General features: G+C 61.7%; 19 protein-coding genes. 8 read left to right on the top strand and 11 right to left on the bottom strand.

Features of this window, described 5'->3' with window-relative positions:
* The first annotated feature begins 68 nt into the window (after window positions 1–68).
* Both arfB and LH464_RS23075 read left to right on the top strand, forming a co-directional pair.
* Complete coding sequence (gene arfB / locus LH464_RS23080) at window positions 69–503, top strand: alternative ribosome rescue aminoacyl-tRNA hydrolase ArfB (protein WP_226788765.1); 435 nt, start codon at window positions 69–71, stop codon at window positions 501–503.
* A gap of 6 nt (window positions 504–509) precedes the next feature.
* Window positions 510–1,121: an alpha-ketoglutarate-dependent dioxygenase AlkB family protein gene (locus tag LH464_RS23075; protein ID WP_226788764.1), complete on the top strand. Its 612-nt coding sequence runs from the start codon at window positions 510–512 to the stop codon at window positions 1,119–1,121.
* A gap of 3 nt (window positions 1,122–1,124) precedes the next feature.
* Here LH464_RS23075 and coaA read toward each other — a convergent pair whose 3' ends face one another.
* Genes coaA through hisB form a run of 7 tightly spaced genes read right to left on the bottom strand, consistent with a single transcriptional unit; the run spans window position 1,125 to window position 5,724 of the window.
* On the bottom strand, window positions 1,125–2,111 hold the full coding sequence (coaA, locus tag LH464_RS23070) for a type I pantothenate kinase (protein ID WP_226788763.1): 987 nt from the start codon (window positions 2,109–2,111) through the stop codon (window positions 1,125–1,127).
* The gene (locus tag LH464_RS23065; RefSeq protein WP_226788762.1) at window positions 2,108–2,428 is read right to left on the bottom strand and encodes a phosphoribosyl-ATP diphosphatase; all 321 of its coding nucleotides are present in this window, start codon (window positions 2,426–2,428) and stop codon (window positions 2,108–2,110) included. Before LH464_RS23065 ends, coaA begins: the two co-directional genes overlap by 4 nt.
* An 18-nt stretch (window positions 2,429–2,446) precedes the next feature.
* Window positions 2,447–3,223 (bottom strand): imidazole glycerol phosphate synthase subunit HisF, encoded by a 777-nt coding sequence (hisF, locus tag LH464_RS23060; protein ID WP_226788761.1) that lies wholly within the window; start codon window positions 3,221–3,223, stop codon window positions 2,447–2,449.
* On the bottom strand, window positions 3,220–3,963 hold the full coding sequence (hisA, locus tag LH464_RS23055; protein ID WP_226788760.1) for a 1-(5-phosphoribosyl)-5-[(5-phosphoribosylamino)methylideneamino]imidazole-4-carboxamide isomerase: 744 nt from the start codon (window positions 3,961–3,963) through the stop codon (window positions 3,220–3,222). Before hisA ends, hisF begins: the two co-directional genes overlap by 4 nt.
* Window positions 3,964–3,965: 2 nt before the next feature.
* Window positions 3,966–4,616 carry an imidazole glycerol phosphate synthase subunit HisH gene (gene hisH / locus LH464_RS23050; protein WP_226788759.1) on the bottom strand — a complete coding sequence of 217 codons (651 nt, stop codon included), beginning with the start codon at window positions 4,614–4,616 and terminating at the stop codon, window positions 3,966–3,968.
* Entirely contained in the window at window positions 4,616–5,098 is a 483-nt protein-coding gene (locus LH464_RS23045; RefSeq protein ID WP_226788758.1) for a DUF2628 domain-containing protein, read from the bottom strand. Before LH464_RS23045 ends, hisH begins: the two co-directional genes overlap by 1 nt.
* Before the next feature lie 17 nt (window positions 5,099–5,115).
* Entirely contained in the window at window positions 5,116–5,724 is a 609-nt protein-coding gene (gene hisB / locus LH464_RS23040; protein ID WP_226788757.1) for an imidazoleglycerol-phosphate dehydratase HisB, read from the bottom strand.
* A 185-nt stretch (window positions 5,725–5,909) separates the two neighbouring features.
* Between hisB and hslV the strand changes: the two genes are divergently transcribed.
* The 5 genes from hslV to LH464_RS23015 all read left to right on the top strand — a co-directional run bounded on the left by hslV (window position 5,910) and on the right by LH464_RS23015 (window position 12,520).
* Window positions 5,910–6,440, top strand: a complete 531-nt coding sequence (hslV, locus tag LH464_RS23035) for an ATP-dependent protease subunit HslV (RefSeq protein ID WP_226788756.1) — start codon at window positions 5,910–5,912, stop codon at window positions 6,438–6,440.
* A gap of 126 nt (window positions 6,441–6,566) precedes the next feature.
* Window positions 6,567–7,874, top strand: a complete 1,308-nt coding sequence (gene hslU, locus LH464_RS23030) for an ATP-dependent protease ATPase subunit HslU (RefSeq protein WP_226788755.1) — start codon at window positions 6,567–6,569, stop codon at window positions 7,872–7,874.
* Window positions 7,875–8,097: 223 nt separating this feature from the next.
* Window positions 8,098–8,997 (top strand): DUF1402 family protein, encoded by a 900-nt coding sequence (locus LH464_RS23025; RefSeq protein ID WP_390625041.1) that lies wholly within the window; start codon window positions 8,098–8,100, stop codon window positions 8,995–8,997.
* A gap of 45 nt (window positions 8,998–9,042) precedes the next feature.
* Entirely contained in the window at window positions 9,043–10,461 is a 1,419-nt protein-coding gene (locus LH464_RS23020; protein WP_226788753.1) for a cytochrome P450, read from the top strand.
* Between the two features lie 52 nt (window positions 10,462–10,513).
* Complete coding sequence (locus tag LH464_RS23015) at window positions 10,514–12,520, top strand: hydantoinase/oxoprolinase family protein (RefSeq protein ID WP_226788752.1); 2,007 nt, start codon at window positions 10,514–10,516, stop codon at window positions 12,518–12,520.
* A 167-nt stretch (window positions 12,521–12,687) separates the two neighbouring features.
* Here LH464_RS23015 and LH464_RS23010 read toward each other — a convergent pair whose 3' ends face one another.
* Window positions 12,688–13,353, bottom strand: a complete 666-nt coding sequence (locus tag LH464_RS23010; protein WP_226788751.1) for a L,D-transpeptidase — start codon at window positions 13,351–13,353, stop codon at window positions 12,688–12,690.
* 179 nt (window positions 13,354–13,532) lie between these two features.
* Here LH464_RS23010 and LH464_RS23005 point away from each other — a divergent pair, with 179 nt between their 5' ends.
* Window positions 13,533–14,021, top strand: coding sequence for an MmcB family DNA repair protein (locus tag LH464_RS23005; protein ID WP_226788750.1), 489 nt, complete (start codon window positions 13,533–13,535; stop codon window positions 14,019–14,021).
* Between the two features lie 6 nt (window positions 14,022–14,027).
* Here LH464_RS23005 and LH464_RS23000 read toward each other — a convergent pair whose 3' ends face one another.
* The 3 genes from LH464_RS23000 to hrpB all read right to left on the bottom strand — a co-directional run bounded on the left by LH464_RS23000 (window position 14,028) and on the right by hrpB (window position 18,540).
* Window positions 14,028–14,600: an ActR/PrrA/RegA family redox response regulator transcription factor gene (locus LH464_RS23000; RefSeq protein ID WP_226788749.1), complete on the bottom strand. Its 573-nt coding sequence runs from the start codon at window positions 14,598–14,600 to the stop codon at window positions 14,028–14,030.
* 71 nt (window positions 14,601–14,671) lie between these two features.
* Window positions 14,672–15,973 carry an ActS/PrrB/RegB family redox-sensitive histidine kinase gene (locus tag LH464_RS22995; protein ID WP_226788748.1) on the bottom strand — a complete coding sequence of 434 codons (1,302 nt, stop codon included), beginning with the start codon at window positions 15,971–15,973 and terminating at the stop codon, window positions 14,672–14,674.
* Between the two features lie 92 nt (window positions 15,974–16,065).
* Entirely contained in the window at window positions 16,066–18,540 is a 2,475-nt protein-coding gene (hrpB, locus tag LH464_RS22990; RefSeq protein WP_226788747.1) for an ATP-dependent helicase HrpB, read from the bottom strand.
* Window positions 18,541–18,750: the final 210 nt, after the last annotated feature.

Below are 18,750 nucleotides of genomic sequence, written 5' to 3'. Positions count from 1 at the left end.
CTCGATCGAGACCGGCGGTTTTCTTCGCCTGCCGTTTGTGGGATAGAGGCGACGGAGACACATGAACCATGGCCAGCAATCCCCTTTATATCAATAGCCGGATCACGATCGCAGGTTGGGAACTGACCGAGCAATTCGTCCTCGCTGGCGGCCCGGGCGGACAGAACGTCAACAAGGTGTCGACCGCGGTCCAGCTCTTCTTCGATGTTCTCAACTCGCCATCGCTTCCGGACCGGGTCAAGGACAATTCGGCACGCATCGCCGGTCGTCGGATGTCGAAGGACGGCGTGTTGATGATCGAGGCCAACCGCTTTCGCAGCCAGGAACGCAATCGCGAAGATGCGCGGGAGCGGCTGAAGGAATTGATTCTCAAGGCCGCGGAACCGCCGCCGCCGCCGCGCAAGACCACAAAGCCGACCAGGGGCTCCGTGGAGCGGCGTCTTAAGGAAAAGGCGGGACGCTCGGACGTGAAGAAGATGCGCGGCAAGCCGTCGGGGGATTGAGACGTTATGTCCGGTCTTCCTGAAGGTGTGCGATATCTGCCTGGATACCTCGATCGGCCGGCGCAGGCGCGTCTGGTCGAACTGATCCGGCAGGTGGTGGTCGAAGCGCCGCTCTACGTTCCGGAAATGCCTGGGACGGGAAAGCCGATGTCCGTGCGAATGACCAATTGCGGATCGCTTGGCTGGGTTACGGACAAGATGCAAGGCTATCGCTATCAGAGCGTTCATCCGAAGACGAACAGGGCGTGGCCGGCGATGCCGCCGGAATTGCTTGCGCTCTGGGACGCCCTGGCAGCCCATTCGAAGCCACCGGAAGCGTGTCTCATCAACTTCTATTCGGATGAGGCCCGGATGGGGCTGCATCAGGACAAGGACGAAACTGACCTGTCGGCGCCTGTCGTGTCAGTTTCGCTCGGCAATGCCTGTCTTTTCAGGGTCGGCGGTGTGGGCCGCAAGGATCCGACGTCTTCGTTCCGGCTGTCGAGCGGCGATATCGTCGTGCTGGGTGGCCCAGGGCGCCTTTGCTTCCATGGTGTCGATCGGATCTACCCGAATACATCGACGCTTCTGAAGAGTGGCGGTCGGATCAATCTCACGCTGCGTCGGGTGACCGACTGAAAGTCAGAGTTTTCTCAGGGCGACCGTTTCCACGAGGTGGTTCGATCCTTTGCGAAGGATGAGGTCGGCGCGGGGGCGGGTCGGCAGAATGTTTTGCCGCAGGTTCTTCAGGTTGATATTCTCCCACAAACCCTCTGCGATCGCACGGGCCGAGTCCTCGGTGATGGTCGCATACCGGTTGAAGAACGAGTTAGGGTCGCGGAATGCGGTCAGCCGCAACTTCATGAAGCGCTCGACATACCAGTGGTGAATTTGCGCCTCGTCGGCATCGATATAGATCGAGAAATCGAAGAAATCGGAGACCATCGGCACAAACTTGCCGTCCGCGGGGAGATCGCGCGGCTGGAGCACGTTGATTCCTTCGAAGATCAGGATGTCCGGCCGGTCCACGGTTAGGAACTCGTCCGGAAGAACGTCGTAGGTCAGGTGCGAGTACCGCGGAGCCTTGACGTTGGGTTGCCCGGCTTTGATGGCGGAAAGGAAGCGGAGCAGGGCGCCGATATCGTAGCTCTCCGGAAAGCCCTTTCGCTCCATAAGGTTCTCGCGCTTGAGGACCGCATTGGGATAGAGAAATCCGTCGGTGGTGATGAGGTCTACCTTGGGGCTCGACGGCCAGCGGGCCAGAAGCTCCTGAAGAATGCGTGCGGTGGTCGACTTTCCGACCGCGACCGAACCGGCAATCCCGATGACGAAAGGCGTCTTGGTGACGTCGGCCAGGCTGAGGAAGCGATTGCGCTGCTGGAACAGCAACTGCGACGCCTCCACATGCGCCGAAAGGAGGCGCGACAGCGAAAGATAGATGCGCCGGACCTCGTCGAGGTCGATCGGATCGTCGAGGGAGCGCAATCGGGTAACTTCGTCAGCCCTGAGCGTCAGCGGCGTATCGGCGCGGAAGCGTGCCCACTCGGCAGACGCAAAGACGTGATAAGGCGAATAGGCGGCATAAGGCGCTTGCTCGGAACCCTGTGCCGGTTGCATTGCCACTGTCATGATTGCCGGTTTGCCTTTTCCTGCAGGCCCGATTGCGCGGTCCGCCGCTGAAGTTCGTCCAGCACATCCTGCAGCGGAATGCCGGCAATGTTCAATACGACCATAAGGTGATAGAGGAGGTCCGCACTTTCGCTGACGAGTTCCTGTCGGTCCTGGGCAACGGCAGCGATGACCGTCTCGACCGCCTCTTCCCCGAGCTTCTTGGCAGCCTTCGTCTGGCCCGCCGCGACGAGTTTCGCCGTCCAGGAGGTCTCTGGAGACGCCTTTGCCCGCGCGCCAACGATCCGCTCGAGGTCGGTGAGGGAGAAATCGCTCATGTCATGCCTCCTACGGCTTCAATGGAGCCGCATCGCGATGCCGTGTTCGGACATATAGCGCTTGGCTTCCCCAACCGTATAGGTGCCGAAGTGGAAAATGGAGGCCGCAAGCACTGCCGTGGCGTGGCCGTCCCGGATGCCGGCGACGAGATCGTCGAGGGAGCCGACGCCGCCCGATGCGACCACCGGAACGCGAACGGAATCGGCGATCGTCCGGGTCAGCACCAGATCATAACCGCTCTTGGTGCCGTCGCGATCCATCGATGTGATCAGCAGCTCGCCTGCACCACGCTCGACCACCTTTGCGGCAAATTCGACGGCGTCGATGCCGGTCGGCTGGCGCCCGCCATGAGTAAAGATCTCCCAGCGATCTGTTTCGCCTGGTATCGAGACCTTCTTGGCGTCAATCGACACGACGATGCACTGATTGCCAAACTTGTCGGCTGCTTCCGCGACGAAATCGGGGTTCTTCACGGCGGCCGAGTTGATGGAAACCTTGTCGGCGCCGGCCAGAAGCAGCTTGCGGATATCGCCGACCGCCCTGACGCCGCCGCCGACCGTCAGCGGCATGAAGCAGTGGTCGGCGGTGCGGGCGACGACGTCGAAGATCGTATCGCGATTGTCTGACGACGCCGTGATGTCGAGAAAGCAGAGTTCGTCGGCGCCGGCGGCATCGTAAGCCTTGGCGGCTTCGACGGGATCGCCTGCATCGATCAGGTCAACGAAATTGACGCCTTTGACAACGCGACCATCTTTGACGTCCAGACAGGGAATAACGCGGGCCTTGAGGCTCATGCGGCATCTCCTTTTCTGGCGCGGATCAGTGCCAGCGCCTCGGTCGGATCGATCCGGCCGTCATAGAGCGCGCGGCCCGAAATCGCACCTTCGAGACGGCTGGCGTCCGGCTGCAACATGCGCCGGATGTCCTCCAGCGATGCAAGGCCGCCGGAGGCGATGACCGGAATGGAAACGGTGTTCGCAAGCTCGAGCGTCGATTCCCAGTTGATGCCGGCCAGGATACCGTCGCGGTCGATGTCCGTGTAGATGATCGCGGACACGCCTGCACCCTCGAACTTCCTGGCAAGCTCGATCACGCCAAGCTCGGACGCCTCAGCCCAGCCTTCGACGGCGACCTTACCGCCCTTGGCGTCGATTCCGACGGCGATCTTGCCGGGGAAACGCTTGCAGGCCCCGATCACCAGCGCCGGATCGCGAACGGCCACCGTACCCAGGATGACGCGGGCGAGACCACGGGACAACCAATTCTCGATATGCTCCAGCGTGCGAATACCGCCGCCGAGTTGCACGGGGTTCTTCGTCGCCTTGAGGATCGCGTCGACCGCTGCACCATTGACGCTTTCACCGGCGAACGCCCCGTTGAGGTCGACCACGTGCAGCCACTTGAACCCCTGGTCCTCGAAAGCTTTTGCCTGGGCGGCGGGGTCTGGATTGTAGACCGTGGCCTGCTCCATGTCGCCGAGCTTGAGACGAACGCACTGGCCGTCCTTGAGGTCGATTGCGGGAAAGAGGATCATGTTCAGGGCTTCCAGCGCAGGAAATTGGCGATCAGGGCGAGGCCGAGGGTCTGGCTCTTTTCGGGATGGAACTGGGCGCCGACCATGTTGTCGCGTCCGACGAAAGCCGTCATAGGACCCCCATAGTTGGTGGTTGCGATGACGTCCGAGGAGTGTTTCGCGGCCAGATGATAGGAATGGACGAAATAGGCATGCAATCCGTCCGCACCCGTCGGGATCCCGTCGAACAGGGGGTGAGGGTGCTTCAGGTCGAGCGTATTCCAGCCGATCTGCGGGATTTTCAGGCCAGGATCGCTCGGCGTCATCTCCTTGACGTCGCCCTCTATCCAGCCCAGTCCCTCGGTGACGGTCTTTTCGAGCCCGCGTGAAGACATCAGCTGCATTCCGACGCAGATGCCCAAGAATGGACGTCCCTTCTTCTCGACGACGTCTACGATCGCGTCATGCATGCCGGGAACGGAATCGAGACCGGCGCGGCAGTCCGCATAGGCGCCAACGCCCGGCAGCACGATACGGTCAGCCGTCGCCACCGCGTCTGCCTTGTCCGTCAGGTCGATCGTTGCTTCGATGCCCGCTTCACGGGCGGCACGCTCGAACGCCTTGGTGGCGGAGCGCAGATTGCCCGATCCATAGTCGATGATAGCGACGCGCATCAGCGTCCTCCTTGATTGTCGAATAGCCCGATCCCGCCGTGGTCCCATCCCGTGGATGGCAGAGCCCCGGACGTTTTGGCCCAGCCGGAAACGGCGGGAAGTTCGGCGCGGACCTGTCGCTGGCCGGCGAAGTAGAACTCCTCGGCGGTTTCCAGGTCGGTAGCGGTGATCACGTCCTCCAATGTCCAGCCGCGCCTTATGAGAACTTCGCTATAGAAGTGGCGTCCTTCAAGGGCAACAAGAAGGTTGATCGACAAAGCAGCCAGCAACCCGACAAGCTCCAGACCTGGGACCTGGATCAACTGGCCCGCGACCGCCTGAGCCACGAGGACGGCGATAGCAGGGAGCCAAAGCCGCTTCGTCAGCAGCCAGATCCACGGAAAGAACAAAGCCAGCCAGGAAAAGCGGTCTGCCATGACGATCGTCTTGCGATGATCCGGATCAGATCCGCCTGGTGGCGTCAGGACGAGATAGCTTTTCAAGACAACTCCTTCGCCGTCTAGACGAGCGTGCCCTTCGTGGATGGCACCCGGTTCGCCTGGCGCGGATCGATTTCCGTCGCCGCTCGCAAGGTTCTGGCAACCGCCTTGAAGCAGGTTTCCGCGACATGGTGGTTGTTGGCGCCGTAATAGTTGAAGATATGCAGCGTGATGCCGGCATTCTGGGCAAGCGCCTGGAAGAACTCCCGCACCAGTTCCGTATCGAAGCTGCCGATCTTGGGTGAGCTGAATTCGACGTTCCAGACAAGGAAGGGACGCCCCGACAGATCCACGGCCGCCTTCGTCATTGTCTCGTCCATGGCAAGGTCGATCGAGGCGTAGCGCGTGATGCCGCGCCGGTCGCCCAGCGCCTTCGAGATCGCCTGACCAAGCGCAATTCCCGTGTCTTCGACGGTGTGGTGATCATCGATGTGCAGGTCGCCCTTCACGTCGATCTCCATGTCGATCAGCGAGTGGCGGGACAATTGGTCCAGCATGTGATCGAAGAAGCCCACGCCTGTCGAGATCTTTGCGGTTCCGGTACCGTCGAGATTGACGGAGACTGAAACCGAGGTCTCATTCGTCTTGCGGGACACCGATCCGGTGCGTGTGGCGGCTGCTTCGCCCATTGTCTGCTCCATGCGATTGACCAGCGCTCCATAACAGGCAGTCTGGCAAATATCCAGCAAAAGCACTGTCGGCAGAACACCGTATCTGGAGCTGTTTGCAATCGGCCAAGGCCCACTTACATAGGATTGACGGAGGCGATCGAGCCTTCTCAAGACAATGCCCGATACGGGCCAACGGGTGAAAGATGACAACAATCATTACAGTCCGGAAGGGCGGCAAGGTGATCATGGCGGGCGATGGTCAGGTAAGCCTTGGCCAGACCGTCATGAAAGGGAATGCGCGCAAGGTTCGCCGCATCGGCAAGGGCGGCGAGGTCATCGCCGGATTTGCTGGGGCGACCGCAGACGCTTTCACGCTGCTCGACCGATTGGAAAAGAAGCTCGAGCAATATCCGGGGCAGTTGATGCGTGCTGCTGTCGAACTCGCCAAGGACTGGCGAACGGACAAGTATCTGCGCAACCTCGAGGCCATGATGCTGGTCGCGGACAAGACCATTACGCTGGCCATTACCGGCAATGGCGATGTGCTGGAGCCGGAGCATGGTACGATCGCAATCGGATCAGGCGGGAATTTTGCCTATGCCGCTGCCCGGGCCATGATGGACGGAGACAAGTCGGCGGAAGACATCGCCCGCGCCGCGCTCGAGATAGCAGCGGAAATCTGTGTCTACACGAACCACAACATCGTGGTGGAAGCACTGGATGCCGAGGGCTGACCAGAGGCCTCTCTGCTCATTCCGCGGCGTGCGCCAAGAGGATTTTCCGCCTCCTTGAACGACGCGCAACAATCTACGGTCCGGTCCATTTCGTGGCACTGGACGCACCACAGGAACGGATTTGACATGATGACATTTTCACCGAGGGAGATCGTCTCCGAACTCGACCGCCACATCATCGGTCAGCATGATGCCAAGCGCGCTGTGGCCATAGCGTTGCGCAACCGCTGGCGCCGCCAGCAGCTCGACGAGAGCCTGCGTGACGAGGTCATGCCGAAGAACATTCTGATGATCGGCCCGACCGGCGTCGGCAAGACGGAGATTTCGCGCCGGCTGGCAAAGCTCGCCGGCGCACCCTTCATCAAGGTCGAGGCCACCAAGTTCACTGAAGTCGGCTATGTCGGCCGCGACGTCGAGCAGATCATCCGCGATCTCGTGGAGGTCGGCATCGGCCTGGTGCGCGAGAAGAAGCGTGCCGAGGTGCAGGCCAAGGCGCATATGAGCGCCGAGGAGCGGGTGCTTGATGCGCTTGTGGGCGCAACTGCGTCGCCGGCTACACGGGATAGTTTCCGCAAGAAGCTCCGCAGCGGCGAAATGGACGACAAGGAAATCGAGGTCGAGGTTGCCGACACCGGTTCCGGCATGCCCGGTCTGGAAATCCCCGGCATGCCGGGTGCGAACATCGGCGTCCTCAACTTATCCGAGATGTTCGGCAAGGCACTGGGCGGTCGCACCAAGAAGGTGCGCACGACCGTGTCCAAGTCCTATGCCGAGTTGATCCGCGATGAATCGGACAAGCTGATCGACAACGAAGTCATTCAGCGCGAGGCCGTTCGCTCCGTCGAAAACGACGGTATCGTCTTCCTCGACGAGATCGACAAGATCGCGGCCCGCGATGGCGCCATGGGTGCCGGCGTGTCGCGAGAAGGCGTGCAACGTGACTTGCTGCCGCTGGTCGAAGGCACAACGGTTGCGACCAAGTATGGTCCGGTAAAGACGGATCACGTCCTGTTCATTGCATCGGGCGCGTTCCACGTGGCGAAGCCCTCCGACCTCTTGCCTGAACTGCAGGGCCGCTTGCCGATCCGCGTCGAGCTCCGCCCGCTGACGAAGGAGGATTTCCGCCGCATCCTGACGGAAACGGAGGCAAGTCTCATCCGGCAGTACAAGGCGCTGATGGACACGGAACAGCTCAAGCTCGATTTCACCGACGATGCCATCGACGCGCTGGCCGACGTGGCGGTGCACCTAAACTCATCGGTCGAGAACATTGGGGCGCGGCGTCTGCAAACCGTCATGGAGCGTGTTCTGGACGAGATTTCGTTCAACGCACCTGATCGGGGCGGCAGCGCGGTGACGATCGACGCTGACTATGTCCGTAAGCATGTCGGCGACCTGGCGGCGGATACCGATTTGTCGCGCTACATCCTGTGAGGCGTGTCGCCGCGGCAACGTATGACAAATGTCGTAGTGATGCTGACAGTATTTTGAAGTAAACCACCTCGACATGAAGCCTTCCTTGCTCGTAAGGGAGGCTTCATTCGATTGAGAGCGTGCGGTCAGGTCAGCAATTGTTTTGCGTAGGGCAACCTGAAACCTCCCTGGCAAGTATTCCGGAAATGACATCTTGAAGCGTCTTATCCTTGCAGTTCTTCTTATCGTCGGTGGCATTTCGGGTGCCGAGGCCAGTGGCCTGCGTCCTGTTCCCGACGGCAACCGCAACGTTGAACAGCCGAAGGTTCCTGGTGCTTCGGTACGACGGACCCGCGCCGGCAGCACCACGTTCGATAACAAGTACGACAAGATCCGCGACCTGCTGGCGAAGGACAGGGCGTTGGTCGGCAAGATCAAGGCGACGGCCGCCGACTACCGGATCGATCCGATCCACATGATCGGTGCCATCGTCGGAGAGCATACCTATAACGTCGATGCCTATGATCGGCTGCAATCCTACTACATCAAGGCTGCGGCCTATGCTGGGAACCGGTTCCGGTTCGGTTATGAGGACGAGTCGGTCGCCGAGTTCGTGGCCCGTCCGCAGTTTGATCGTTGCGACGACAAAAAGGACTCCTACCGTCTCTGGACTTGCCGCGAGGCTGTCTGGGACAAGGAATTCCGCAATCGTACCGTCGGCGGGCGCGCCTTCCCGAACAACCGGTTCAGCGCGGTCTTCTTCCAGCCGTTTTACGCCGGCCAGACCTTCGGGCTGGGCCAGGTCAATCCGCTGACGGCGCTCATGCTGTCGGACATGGTGGCCAAGGCGTCAGGCTATTCGAAGCTCGACGAGAACAATGCCGCGGAGGTCTACGAGGCGATCATGGACCCGGACAAGTCGCTCGCCTACATGGCAGCGAGCATCCGCAAGTCCATCGACGACTATGCGTCCATTGCCGGTGTGGACATCTCAACCAACCCGGGGATTACGTCGACGCTCTACAATACCGGCGGTTCCGACCAGCGCGCTGCCGCCCTTCGTGCGCGCGGCGGTTTTCCAGAGGAGAACTACTACGGCTGGCTGGTCAACGATAAGCTTGCAGAGTTGAAATCGCTGCTCTGAGTGCTGATATCCTGTCTAGAGGAAACAGCCGCAGGAGGGCCGTCCTTGGACATGCGCCCCGAACACTTCGTTCCGCCCGCTCCCGTTCCACGAACCGTGCCGCCCTCGCGGCTCGAGATTATCCGGACGGTTCTCAAGAACCCGCTGGAGCTGTGGGGTGTCCCGTCCTACACGCTGCCGTGGATCGAGACGAAGTTCCTCAAGGAACGCACCATTATCGTCAACGACCCGGGCCTTATTCGCCACGTGCTCGTCGACAATGCTTCCAACTATGAAATGTCGGAGATCCGCCAGCTTATTCTGCGGCCAATCCTTCGAGACGGTTTGTTGACGGCTGAAGGCCCGGTCTGGAAGCGGTCGCGCAAGGCCATGGCGCCGGTCTTCACGCCGCGGCATGCCAAGGGCTTTGCGGGGCAGATGCTGCGAAAGTCGCTGGAATATGCCGAGAAATATGAAGATGTGGGGCCGGAAGGCAAGGTCTTCGACATTTCGGTCGATATGACGGAAATCACGTTCAACATTCTATCCGAGACGTTGTTTTCGGGCGAGATCGTCACCGAGAGCAATGACTTCTCCGACGATGTCGACAGCCTTCTCCACCGCATGGGTCGAGTCGATCCGATGGACCTGTTGCGGGCGCCGCCATGGGTGCCGCGGATCACGCGCATCGGCGGCAGGCGAGTGCTCGACAAATTTCGTGAGATCGTCGCCAATACAATGGCGTTGCGGCAGAAGAAGATGCGCGAGGATCCCGACAATGCGCCACAGGACTTCCTGACGTTGCTGCTTGAGCTCGCAGGGCCTGACGGGCTGACGATGGAGGAGATCGAGGACAATATCCTGACCTTCATCGGTGCCGGCCACGAAACCACCGCAAGGGCGCTCGCATGGACGCTCTATTGCGTGGCCAACAGCCCGCATGTGCGCGAGCGGATGGAAAGCGAGATTGATCAGGTGATGGCTTCCGGTGCCGAACCGGTGGAATGGCTGGACCAGATGCCGATGGTCAAGGCTGCCTTCGAGGAAGCCCTGCGCCTCTATCCGCCGGCACCATCCCTCAATCGCGCCGCCATCGCCGACGATGAGTGGACGAGCCCGGACGGCAAGACGGTCAGGATTGACGCCGGCGTCACCGTCCTCATCATGCCGTGGACCCTGCATCGCCACGAACTCTACTGGGACAATCCGCGCGCCTTCATCCCGGAGCGCTTTCTGCCGGAAAACCGCGGCAAGATCGGCCGCTTTCAATATCTGCCGTTCGGTGCGGGGCCTCGTGTGTGTATCGGCGCCACCTTCGCGATGCAGGAAGCTGTGATCGCGCTCGCCGTTCTCATGAGCCGCTACCGATTCGATTCGACGCCGGAAACCAAACCTTGGCCGGTGCAGAAGCTGACGACGCAGCCGCGCGACGGCCTGCCGATGCGGGTCAGCTTGCGACACGGGATGTCTTCGGGAGCGAATTGATCTTTGTCGGTCATGCGGTAATGGTCAGCGCATGGTTCACTAGGAATGCCGCGTGTCCTCACTTTATCTTCTCGGTATCGATACCGGCGGAACATACACGGATGCCGTGATCTTTCGCGAACCGGAAGGGGTTATCGCCAAGGCAAAGTCGCTGACGACGCGGCATGACCTTTCGAAAGGGATTGCTGGCGCCGTGGAGAAGGTGCTGGCGACAAGCGGCATCGCACCTTCGGATATCGCAATGGTGTCCCTGTCGACCACGCTCGCGACCAATGCGCTGGTGGAAGGGCAGGGCGGACGCATCGCGCTGGTCATGATCGGGTTTTCCGAGGAGGATCTCGCCCGGGGCGGACTGGCGGACGCCTTGGGCCAGGATCCGGTGGTTCACGTTCCCGGCGGACACGATGTTCATGGCAACGAGATGGCCCTGGACATGGGTGCGGTGGATGAAGCCGCTAAAGCGTTTGGTGACAATGTCTCCGCCTTTGCGGTTGCCGGCTATTTTGCTGTTCGCAACCCGGCGCACGAACTGCGTGTCCGTGAACGCCTGCGCGAGAAGACCGCGCTTCCGATTACCTGCAGCCATGAACTGTCCTCGAAGCTCGGCGGCCCGCGCCGTGCGCTGACGACCCTTCTCAACTCCCGCCTCGTGCCGGTGATCGATCGCCTGATCGACGCCTGCCAGGGATTTCTCGCAAGTATCGGCGTCGATGCTCCGCTGATGGTGGTGCGCGGTGACGGCGCCCTGATCTCGGCCGCCGAGGCGCGCCTTCGACCTATCGAGACGATCCTGTCCGGTCCCGCGGCCAGCCTGGTCGGTGCTCGCTATCTTACGGGCCTCGACCGTGCCGTCGTCTCCGACATCGGTGGCACGACCACGGATGTTGCCGTGCTGGACGATGGCATGCCGCGGCTCGCGGAGGAGGGTGCCATCGTCGGCGGTCACCGCACGATGGTCGAGGCCGTGGCGCTTCGGACGTTCGGGCTGGGCGGAGATTCGGAGGTCCACATCGATGATCGGGGCCTTACGCCCGCCATCGCGCTAGGTCCACGCCGTATCCTGCCTCTCAGCCTGCTTGCGGCACGATACGCGGACGTCGTTGTGTCGGTCCTCGAAAAGCAGTTGAGGTCTGTGCGGCCCGGCCGCCATGACGGGCGCTTTGCGATCTCCACCGGGTTGCCGCGAAACCTCGTTCACGGCCTGAAGCCGCAGGATGAGGCGCTGCTACAACGCGTCGGTCCGGTGCCGGCACCTCTCGATGATCTCCTGCAGGCGACTGCGCAGAAAGCAGTGCTCGACAAACTCGTGACCCATGGCCTGGTCCATATTGGCGGCATCACCCCTTCCGACGCCTTGCATGTGCTCGGTCGGCAGGACCAGTGGAATGCGCAGGCGGCCCGGCTGGGCTTCGAGCTTGAGGCACGCAGGAAGGACGGTTCCGGCCGTACGATGGCGGGTTCGGCCGAAGCGCTGGCGGAAATGGTCGTGGCGCAACTGACCCGCTATTCGGCGGAAGCCATTCTCACGACCTGCCTCGGCGAGGACGGCGGCGAGACTATCGATCCGTCCGGTTCCCCTGTCGTTGATCGTGCGCTCCGCCGACATCCAGGAATTGCTCGCTTTTCCGTGTCGCTGGACCGGCCTCTGGTGGGTCTGGGCGCCTCGGCGTCGATCTACTATCCCGCGGTCGCGGATATGCTGGGCGCAGATCCGGTCATTCCCGATCATGCCGATGTCGCCAACGCCATTGGCGCCGTGGTCGGCCAGGTGCGCTCGGTCGTGGTGGTGGTGGTCACCTCGCTCGGTGAAGGCCGCTACCTCGTATCCGGCGGGGCAGACAACCTCGTCGTGGTGGGTGATGAGCATGATGCACTGACAGCTGCCCGGGAAAGAGCTCGCACCAAAGCCCTTGAGCACGCCGCCCGAGATGGTGCAAGCAATGCCCTGGTCACCATGGCGGAAGAGGTGGACAGGCCTGAGGTGGAGGGCTTCGCTCGGCTCCTGGAGGCCCGTATCATCGCCACCGCGGTCGGACGGCCGCGCACGACCTCCCTTTGAGGGCGTATGCCAGGGTCACAACGGCCACGACCGGCAATTCCGGCAGCCTATTCGCTAAAGGTCACCCAATAACAAGCGAGCCCGGAGCATCATTTCAAGGTTGCAGTCTTCCAATGCAAAAGGCCGCCGGAGGGATCCGGCGGCCTTTCTGATCGGATGCGAGATCCTTACTGGATCACGATGACCTTGGAGCTGCGGCCAGGCCGAACCCGATTGTAGAGATCCATGACGTCCTGGTTCATCAGACGGATGCAGCCGGAGGATGCCGCGGTGCCGATCGATGCCCATTCCGGCGTGCCGTGCAGGCGGAAGAGCGTGTCCTGGCCCTTCTCGTTGAACAGGTACATGGCGCGTGCACCGAGCGGGTTGCTCAAGCCGGGGCCCATGCCCTTTTCCACGTAACGGGCGATGTCCGGCTTGCGCTCGGCCATCTCCTTCGGCGGATGCCACATAGGCCAAGCCTGCTTCCAGGCGACGTATGCTTCGCCTTCCCAGGAAAAGCCCTGCTTGCCGACGCCGATGCCGTAACGCACGGCCTTGCCGCCCGGCAGAATGTAATAGAGGAAGCGTTCGCGGGTGTTGACGATGATCGTCCCGGACTTTTCCGACGTGGAATAATCGACGATCTGCCGGTGGAACTTCTTGTCCACGCGGTTGATCGGGATTGCAGGAAGAGCGTAGCCGGCATCACTTACCTGTCCATAGGAGTCGGTGAAGATTTTGCTCGTCTCGACACGGGTGACTTCGGTGGTTTCGGACGTGGTGCTGGAGCATCCGGCCAGGGCGAGGGTCGCCAACAAGCCGAGTGCGATCATGCTGTTGCGGATGCGCATGGAGTTCTCATGAAAAATGAATAAAGCGAAGCAGGCGGAAAACCGTCTTTGTCGACGGGTTATTTTCTATTAGATTTGGCTTTGCAAGCCGCAGCACCGCGTCAGGGCCCGGTGTCGACACAATTGCGGGTGAGATGGCCTTTTTGCAACATTTGGCTGTACATCAGCCTTCGGATCCCATGACACTTGTCAGCATAGCGAACAACAATCCTCTGATCGACGGACGTCAGTCGGCACGGGCAATGCTGGTGCGCCGCGGTCTGCAGATCCTTCTCAACGACATGCGCCATGCGGCTTTGCCCGAACTGGTGTTGGCAAACGGACGCAGGGCGGATCTAATCACAATATCGGAGAAGGGGGAGATCTGGATCATCGAGATCAAGACCTCGATCGAAGACTTCCGGGTCGACCGCAAATGGCCGGACTACCGCGCCTACTGCGACCGGCTGTTCTTTGCCACCCACAAGGACGTGCCGCTGGAAATATTCCCGGGGGATTGCGGTCTTCTGCTCTCGGACGGATACGGCGCTCACCTCATGCGGGACGCACCGGATCACCGCCTTCCGCCGGCGACCCGCAAGTCCGTCATGCTCAACTTCTCCCGTGTGGCGGCCCAGCGCCTGACGATGGCGGAATGGGCAACCGGCAAGAGCTTCGACGAGATATAACCAGGCCTACTTCGGCGCCCGCTTGGCGAGGATCCGCTGCAGCGTCCGCCGGTGCATATTGAGACGGCGCGCCGTTTCGGACACGTTGCGTTCGCACATCTCGTAGACGCGCTGGATATGTTCCCACCGCACCCGGTCGGCCGACATCGGGTTTTCGGGGACATCCGCCTTCTCACCCGGACGTTGAATCAGTGCATGATAGATGTCATCCGCATCGGCGGGCTTCGCGAGATAATCGAGAGCGCCAAGCTTCACGGCGGTTACGGCTGTTGCAATGTTGCCGTAGCCCGTCAGCACGATGGTCTTCGTGTCTTCCCGCTGCTGGCGTATCGCCGCGATCACGTCGAGGCCGTTGCCGTCGCCGAGACGAAGGTCGACGACCGCGTATTTCGGCGGGTTCGTCTTCGATTTGGCGATACCTTCGGCCACGGATTCCGCAACGTCCACCACGAAACCGCGACCTTCCAGTGCGCGGGCCAGCCGTCGGAGGAACGGACCGTCGTCATCCACGATCAGAAGCGACGGATCGGGACCGATAGAGTTTTCCGCAGTTTCGGCGGCATGCACGTGCGTTTCCATGTCTTTTCTCCAGATGCGTCCCGAGCGGCGGAAGCCGGTATTTTCCAGCTCCCCTCGACCAAGTTGCGCCTCTACCCTTCCTCGAGCATCGCCCGGGGCCATTCGATGCGGATTCGGGCGCCACCTTGGGTAACATCCCGGTTCTCGAACCGCAGTCTTGCACCAGAGCGCTCAAGCAGTGTCTTGGCGATGAACAGACCCAATCCCAACCCACCGGCGCGCTCAACTTCCTTGTTTCTTTTTGTCATATAGGGTTCGCCGATGCGAGAAAGAATATCGGGCGAATACCCCACACCGTCATCCTCGATGATGACCACTACCCGTTCGGCATCATGACCGACTGTTAGTGTGACCTTGTCTCTTGCATAGTCGACCGCGTTTTCGAGAAGGTTGCCAAGCCCGTAGAGGATGCCGGCATTGCGTACGCAGACAGGCTCCTTCGAGCCCGTGCCGTTTTCGACAAGAGCGATCTCTATGCCGAACTGCCGGTGCGGGGCGATGACCTCCTCGATCATCGAGGAGAGGGGCAGACGTCGCATATGTTCTTCGTTTGCGGCCGACAGCGATGTCAGCCGCCGCAGGATGTCGCGGCAACGCTCGCTCTGGCTGCGCAGCAGCTGCACATCGTCCCGCAGTCGCTCGTCGTTGCCGAACTCGCGCTCCATTTCCTTGGCTACGACACTGATCGTTGCGAGCGGCGTGCCGAGTTCGTGCGCTGCTGCTGCTGCAAGTCCGTCAAGCTGGGAAAGGTGTTTTTCGCGCTCGAGCACCAGTTCGGTGGCGGCAAGCGCGCCCGCAAGCAGCGTCGCCTCGTTGGAAACCCGGTAGGCATAAAAGGCGGCAAAGCTCATCATCGAGACGATCGAGAACCAGATGCCGAGCTGCATCACGGCCGACAGGCCCAGCGTTTCGCCAGGATACCAGGGAAGCGGGTAGGGTGAGAAGGCAAGCGCGGTCGTGCAGATCAGCGCAAAGAGAAGAAGCGGGATCGAGTGCCGCAGCGGCTGCGATGCGAACGAGATGATGACGGGGACACAGATCAGCGGCGCAAAGGGGTTTGCCAATCCTCCGGTTATGAACAGCAGGGATGCCATCTGCAGGAGGTCGAAGCTGAGAAGCGCCAGTGCCGCCTTCGGCCCCAGACGGTGTGTCGCCGGAAACCAGAGCGACAGCATGATGTTGGCAATTGCAAGTGCACCGACGAGAAACGCTGCTTGCAGCAGGGGCAGGTCGAAGGCGAGAAGCAGATCGACGACGAGGACCGTGACCGTCTGACCGGCCACAGCAAGCCAGCGCAGCCGCACGAGCGTCTCCAACCGGAGGCTCCGGGTGGGCTGGTCGAATTGGGCATCTCTGACCGAGGGTGCGTCCATGTCATTCCTCTGACGACGTGCGTCGATCGCAAGTGTTCAAGCTCAAACAGTTCCTTAGCCCGCTGGGCGCTCGCACCCGAGGCGGCATTCTGTCACGTCCCTCGCGGCTTGGCGCGGGCAGTAGGTGCCGCCTGTGCGGGATTTTCCGGCCAGGGATGTTTCGGGTAGCGTCCACGCATGTCGGCGCGAACGTCTTTCCAGGAGCCTGCCCAGAAGCCTGGGAGATCCTGCGTTGTCTGGATCGGCCGGTGCGCCGGCGATGTCAGTTCCAGGAGGAGAGGCAGCCTGCCGCCTGCAACGGAAGGGTGGATTTTCATTCCGAACAATTCCTGGACGCGAATGGTCAGGACCGGATCAGCGCCGTCGTAGCGGATCGGATGGCGCTGTCCTGTTGGCGCCTCGAAATGGGTGGGTGCCATCCGGTTGAGTTCTTGGCCCATCCCATGGGGAAGAAGCGAGCGCAGGCCATCGGTAAGGCTTCCTGGATCAATACCATCGAGGCTGGTGCGACCGCCCTGGAATGGCACGAACCACTCGCCCAGCCCCGACAGCAAGGCTTCATCGCTCATGTCTGGCCATGGCTCGCCGATCGTCCGGTGCAGGAAAGCGATCCGCTGCTTGAAGTGCAGCGCCTCCTTGGAAAAGGGCAGTGCGTCGAGCCCGAGTTCGCGAATCCCCTCGGCAAGGGCACGGGCAACCTGTTCCCCGGCCGGTCTCGGTAGTGGCGTTTCGTCGAAGATGATAGCACCCAGGCGGGTGACGCGGCGGGCACGTACCTGTCGGCTGGCCGGATCGAAAAAGCATTCGTCGCCTTGAATGACCACGTCCGGAAGACCCTGCAACGTCTCTGCGCGGCTGACCTCCGCCGCCGACAGGATGCGCGCCCGCGCCGCCCGTCCGCTGAGGTCCGCGATCACCAGCATGGGTGCCGCTGCCATGCGATCGGTTTCGGGAAGCTCGGCGCCGCGGCCGTTTGCCATGACGAACCTCCCGCGGCCGCCGCGTTGCATTGCAATCCGGTCGGGATAGGCATGCAGCAACAGGCGCCCGGCGGGGACCTTGTCGTTAGAAGCTCCGCCTTTCGGCAGCGCGCGAGCGATGCGGTCTGCAAGCCCCCTGGCTGCATCCGCGCGGGCGCTCCTCTCGTTGCGAAAGCGCCTCAGCCTCTCGTCCAGATCGACGTCGCTGCCGCCCAGTCCTTGTTCCGTGATCAGCACTGCCAATCGGCAAGCTTCGCGACCATACCCTTCCTCAGCTGCGGAGATCGCCATTGCCGCCAGCCGTGGTGGCAGCGCAAGGCGCCGCATCAGGCGGCCCTTTTCCGTCACCCCGTGCTGTGCATCGAGCGCACCCAGCTGCGCCAGGAGGGCGCGTGCCTCGGCGAGCGCCGGGACGGGTGGCGGATCTAGGAAAAGAAGGGAGGAAGTGTCGCGGACGCCCCAATGCGCCACATCGAGGGCAAGTTGCGAAAGGTCGCTCGATAGGATCTGGGGTGGCGTAAAGGCTGGCAGCGCCGCCGTCTGCCCGGGATGCCAGAGGCGGATCGCCATGCCGGGTTCGGTTCGGCCGGCTCGTCCGGCACGCTGGTCGACGGAGGCGCGGGAGGCGCGCACTGTCTCAAGGCGCGTGATGCCGGTCGATGGCTCGAAGACCGGAAGTCGCTGGAGGCCGCTATCGACGATGATCCGCACACCGTCGATGGTTATCGAGGTTTCCGCGATGGACGTCGCCAGCACGATCTTCCGCTGTCCGGCGGGACTCGGACGGATCGCGAGGTCCTGTTCCTTCTGCGTCAGGTTCCCGTAGAGCGGAACCACTGTAGTCTCCGGGCCGAACCGTCCTTCCAGGCGTTCCACGGTCCGCAGGATTTCCCCCTGTCCCGGCAGGAAGGCGAGGATGGATCCGGTCTCGCTCCTGTGCGCTTCGAGGATTGCTGCGCTTACGCTGTCTTCGATCCGCTCACCGGCGGGGCGGTCCCGATGGCGGATATCGACGGCAAAGCTGCGGCCTTCGCTGGCAATTAACGGCGGATCGCCGAGCAGAATTCCTACCCGTTTGGTGTCGAGCGTCGCGGACATGACCAGGATCCTCAGATCCTCGCGCAGGCCGGACTGGACGTCGAGCGCAAGCGCCAGGCCGAAATCGGCGTCGAGCGAACGCTCATGGAATTCGTCGAAGATGACGGCCGAGACACCGGCAAGCTCCGGCTCTTCCAGCAGCATGCGGGCAAAGACGCCCTCCGTGACTACCTCTATGCGGGTTTTGGCGGAGATGCGGCTGTCGAGCCGCATCCGGTAGCCGACGGTATCGCCGATGGGTTCACCGAGAAGGGAGGCCATGCGCCCTGCGGCGGCGCGGGCGGCGAGCCGCCGCGGCTCGAGAAGGATGATCTTGCCATTGCACCACGGCTCGCCGAGCAATGCCAACGGCACGATTGTTGTCTTGCCGGCGCCCGGTGGCGCCGAGAGCACGGCGCGCGTACCCGAGGCAAGAGCCTGGGTGATCTCCGGCAACACCGCGGTGATGGGTAGGTTGGGCAGTTCTGGGGAGGGGCGTTCCGTGTGCATGGACATCATCTAAGAGGCTCGCACTGCTTTGGGAAGGATGCGGAACAATCTCCTCGGCATTGCAGTTGTGGCAAGCAATGCGTTCGCTCACGTGAAAGGCAATTGTTATGGTGTGATGGCTTTGGGATTGGTGTGTGTGCGGGTGTTTTGTGCTGGTTATTGAGAAAAGTGGAATTTTTTCAAAACGGCTGTTGACGATTGGGGTTGGGT

This window comes from Pseudorhizobium xiangyangii (assembly GCF_020531965.1).
Lineage (GTDB): Bacteria > Pseudomonadota > Alphaproteobacteria > Rhizobiales > Rhizobiaceae > Neorhizobium > Neorhizobium xiangyangii.
Note: the sequence above shows the minus strand (reverse complement) of the source record. Positions and strands in the feature narration are given on the sequence as shown.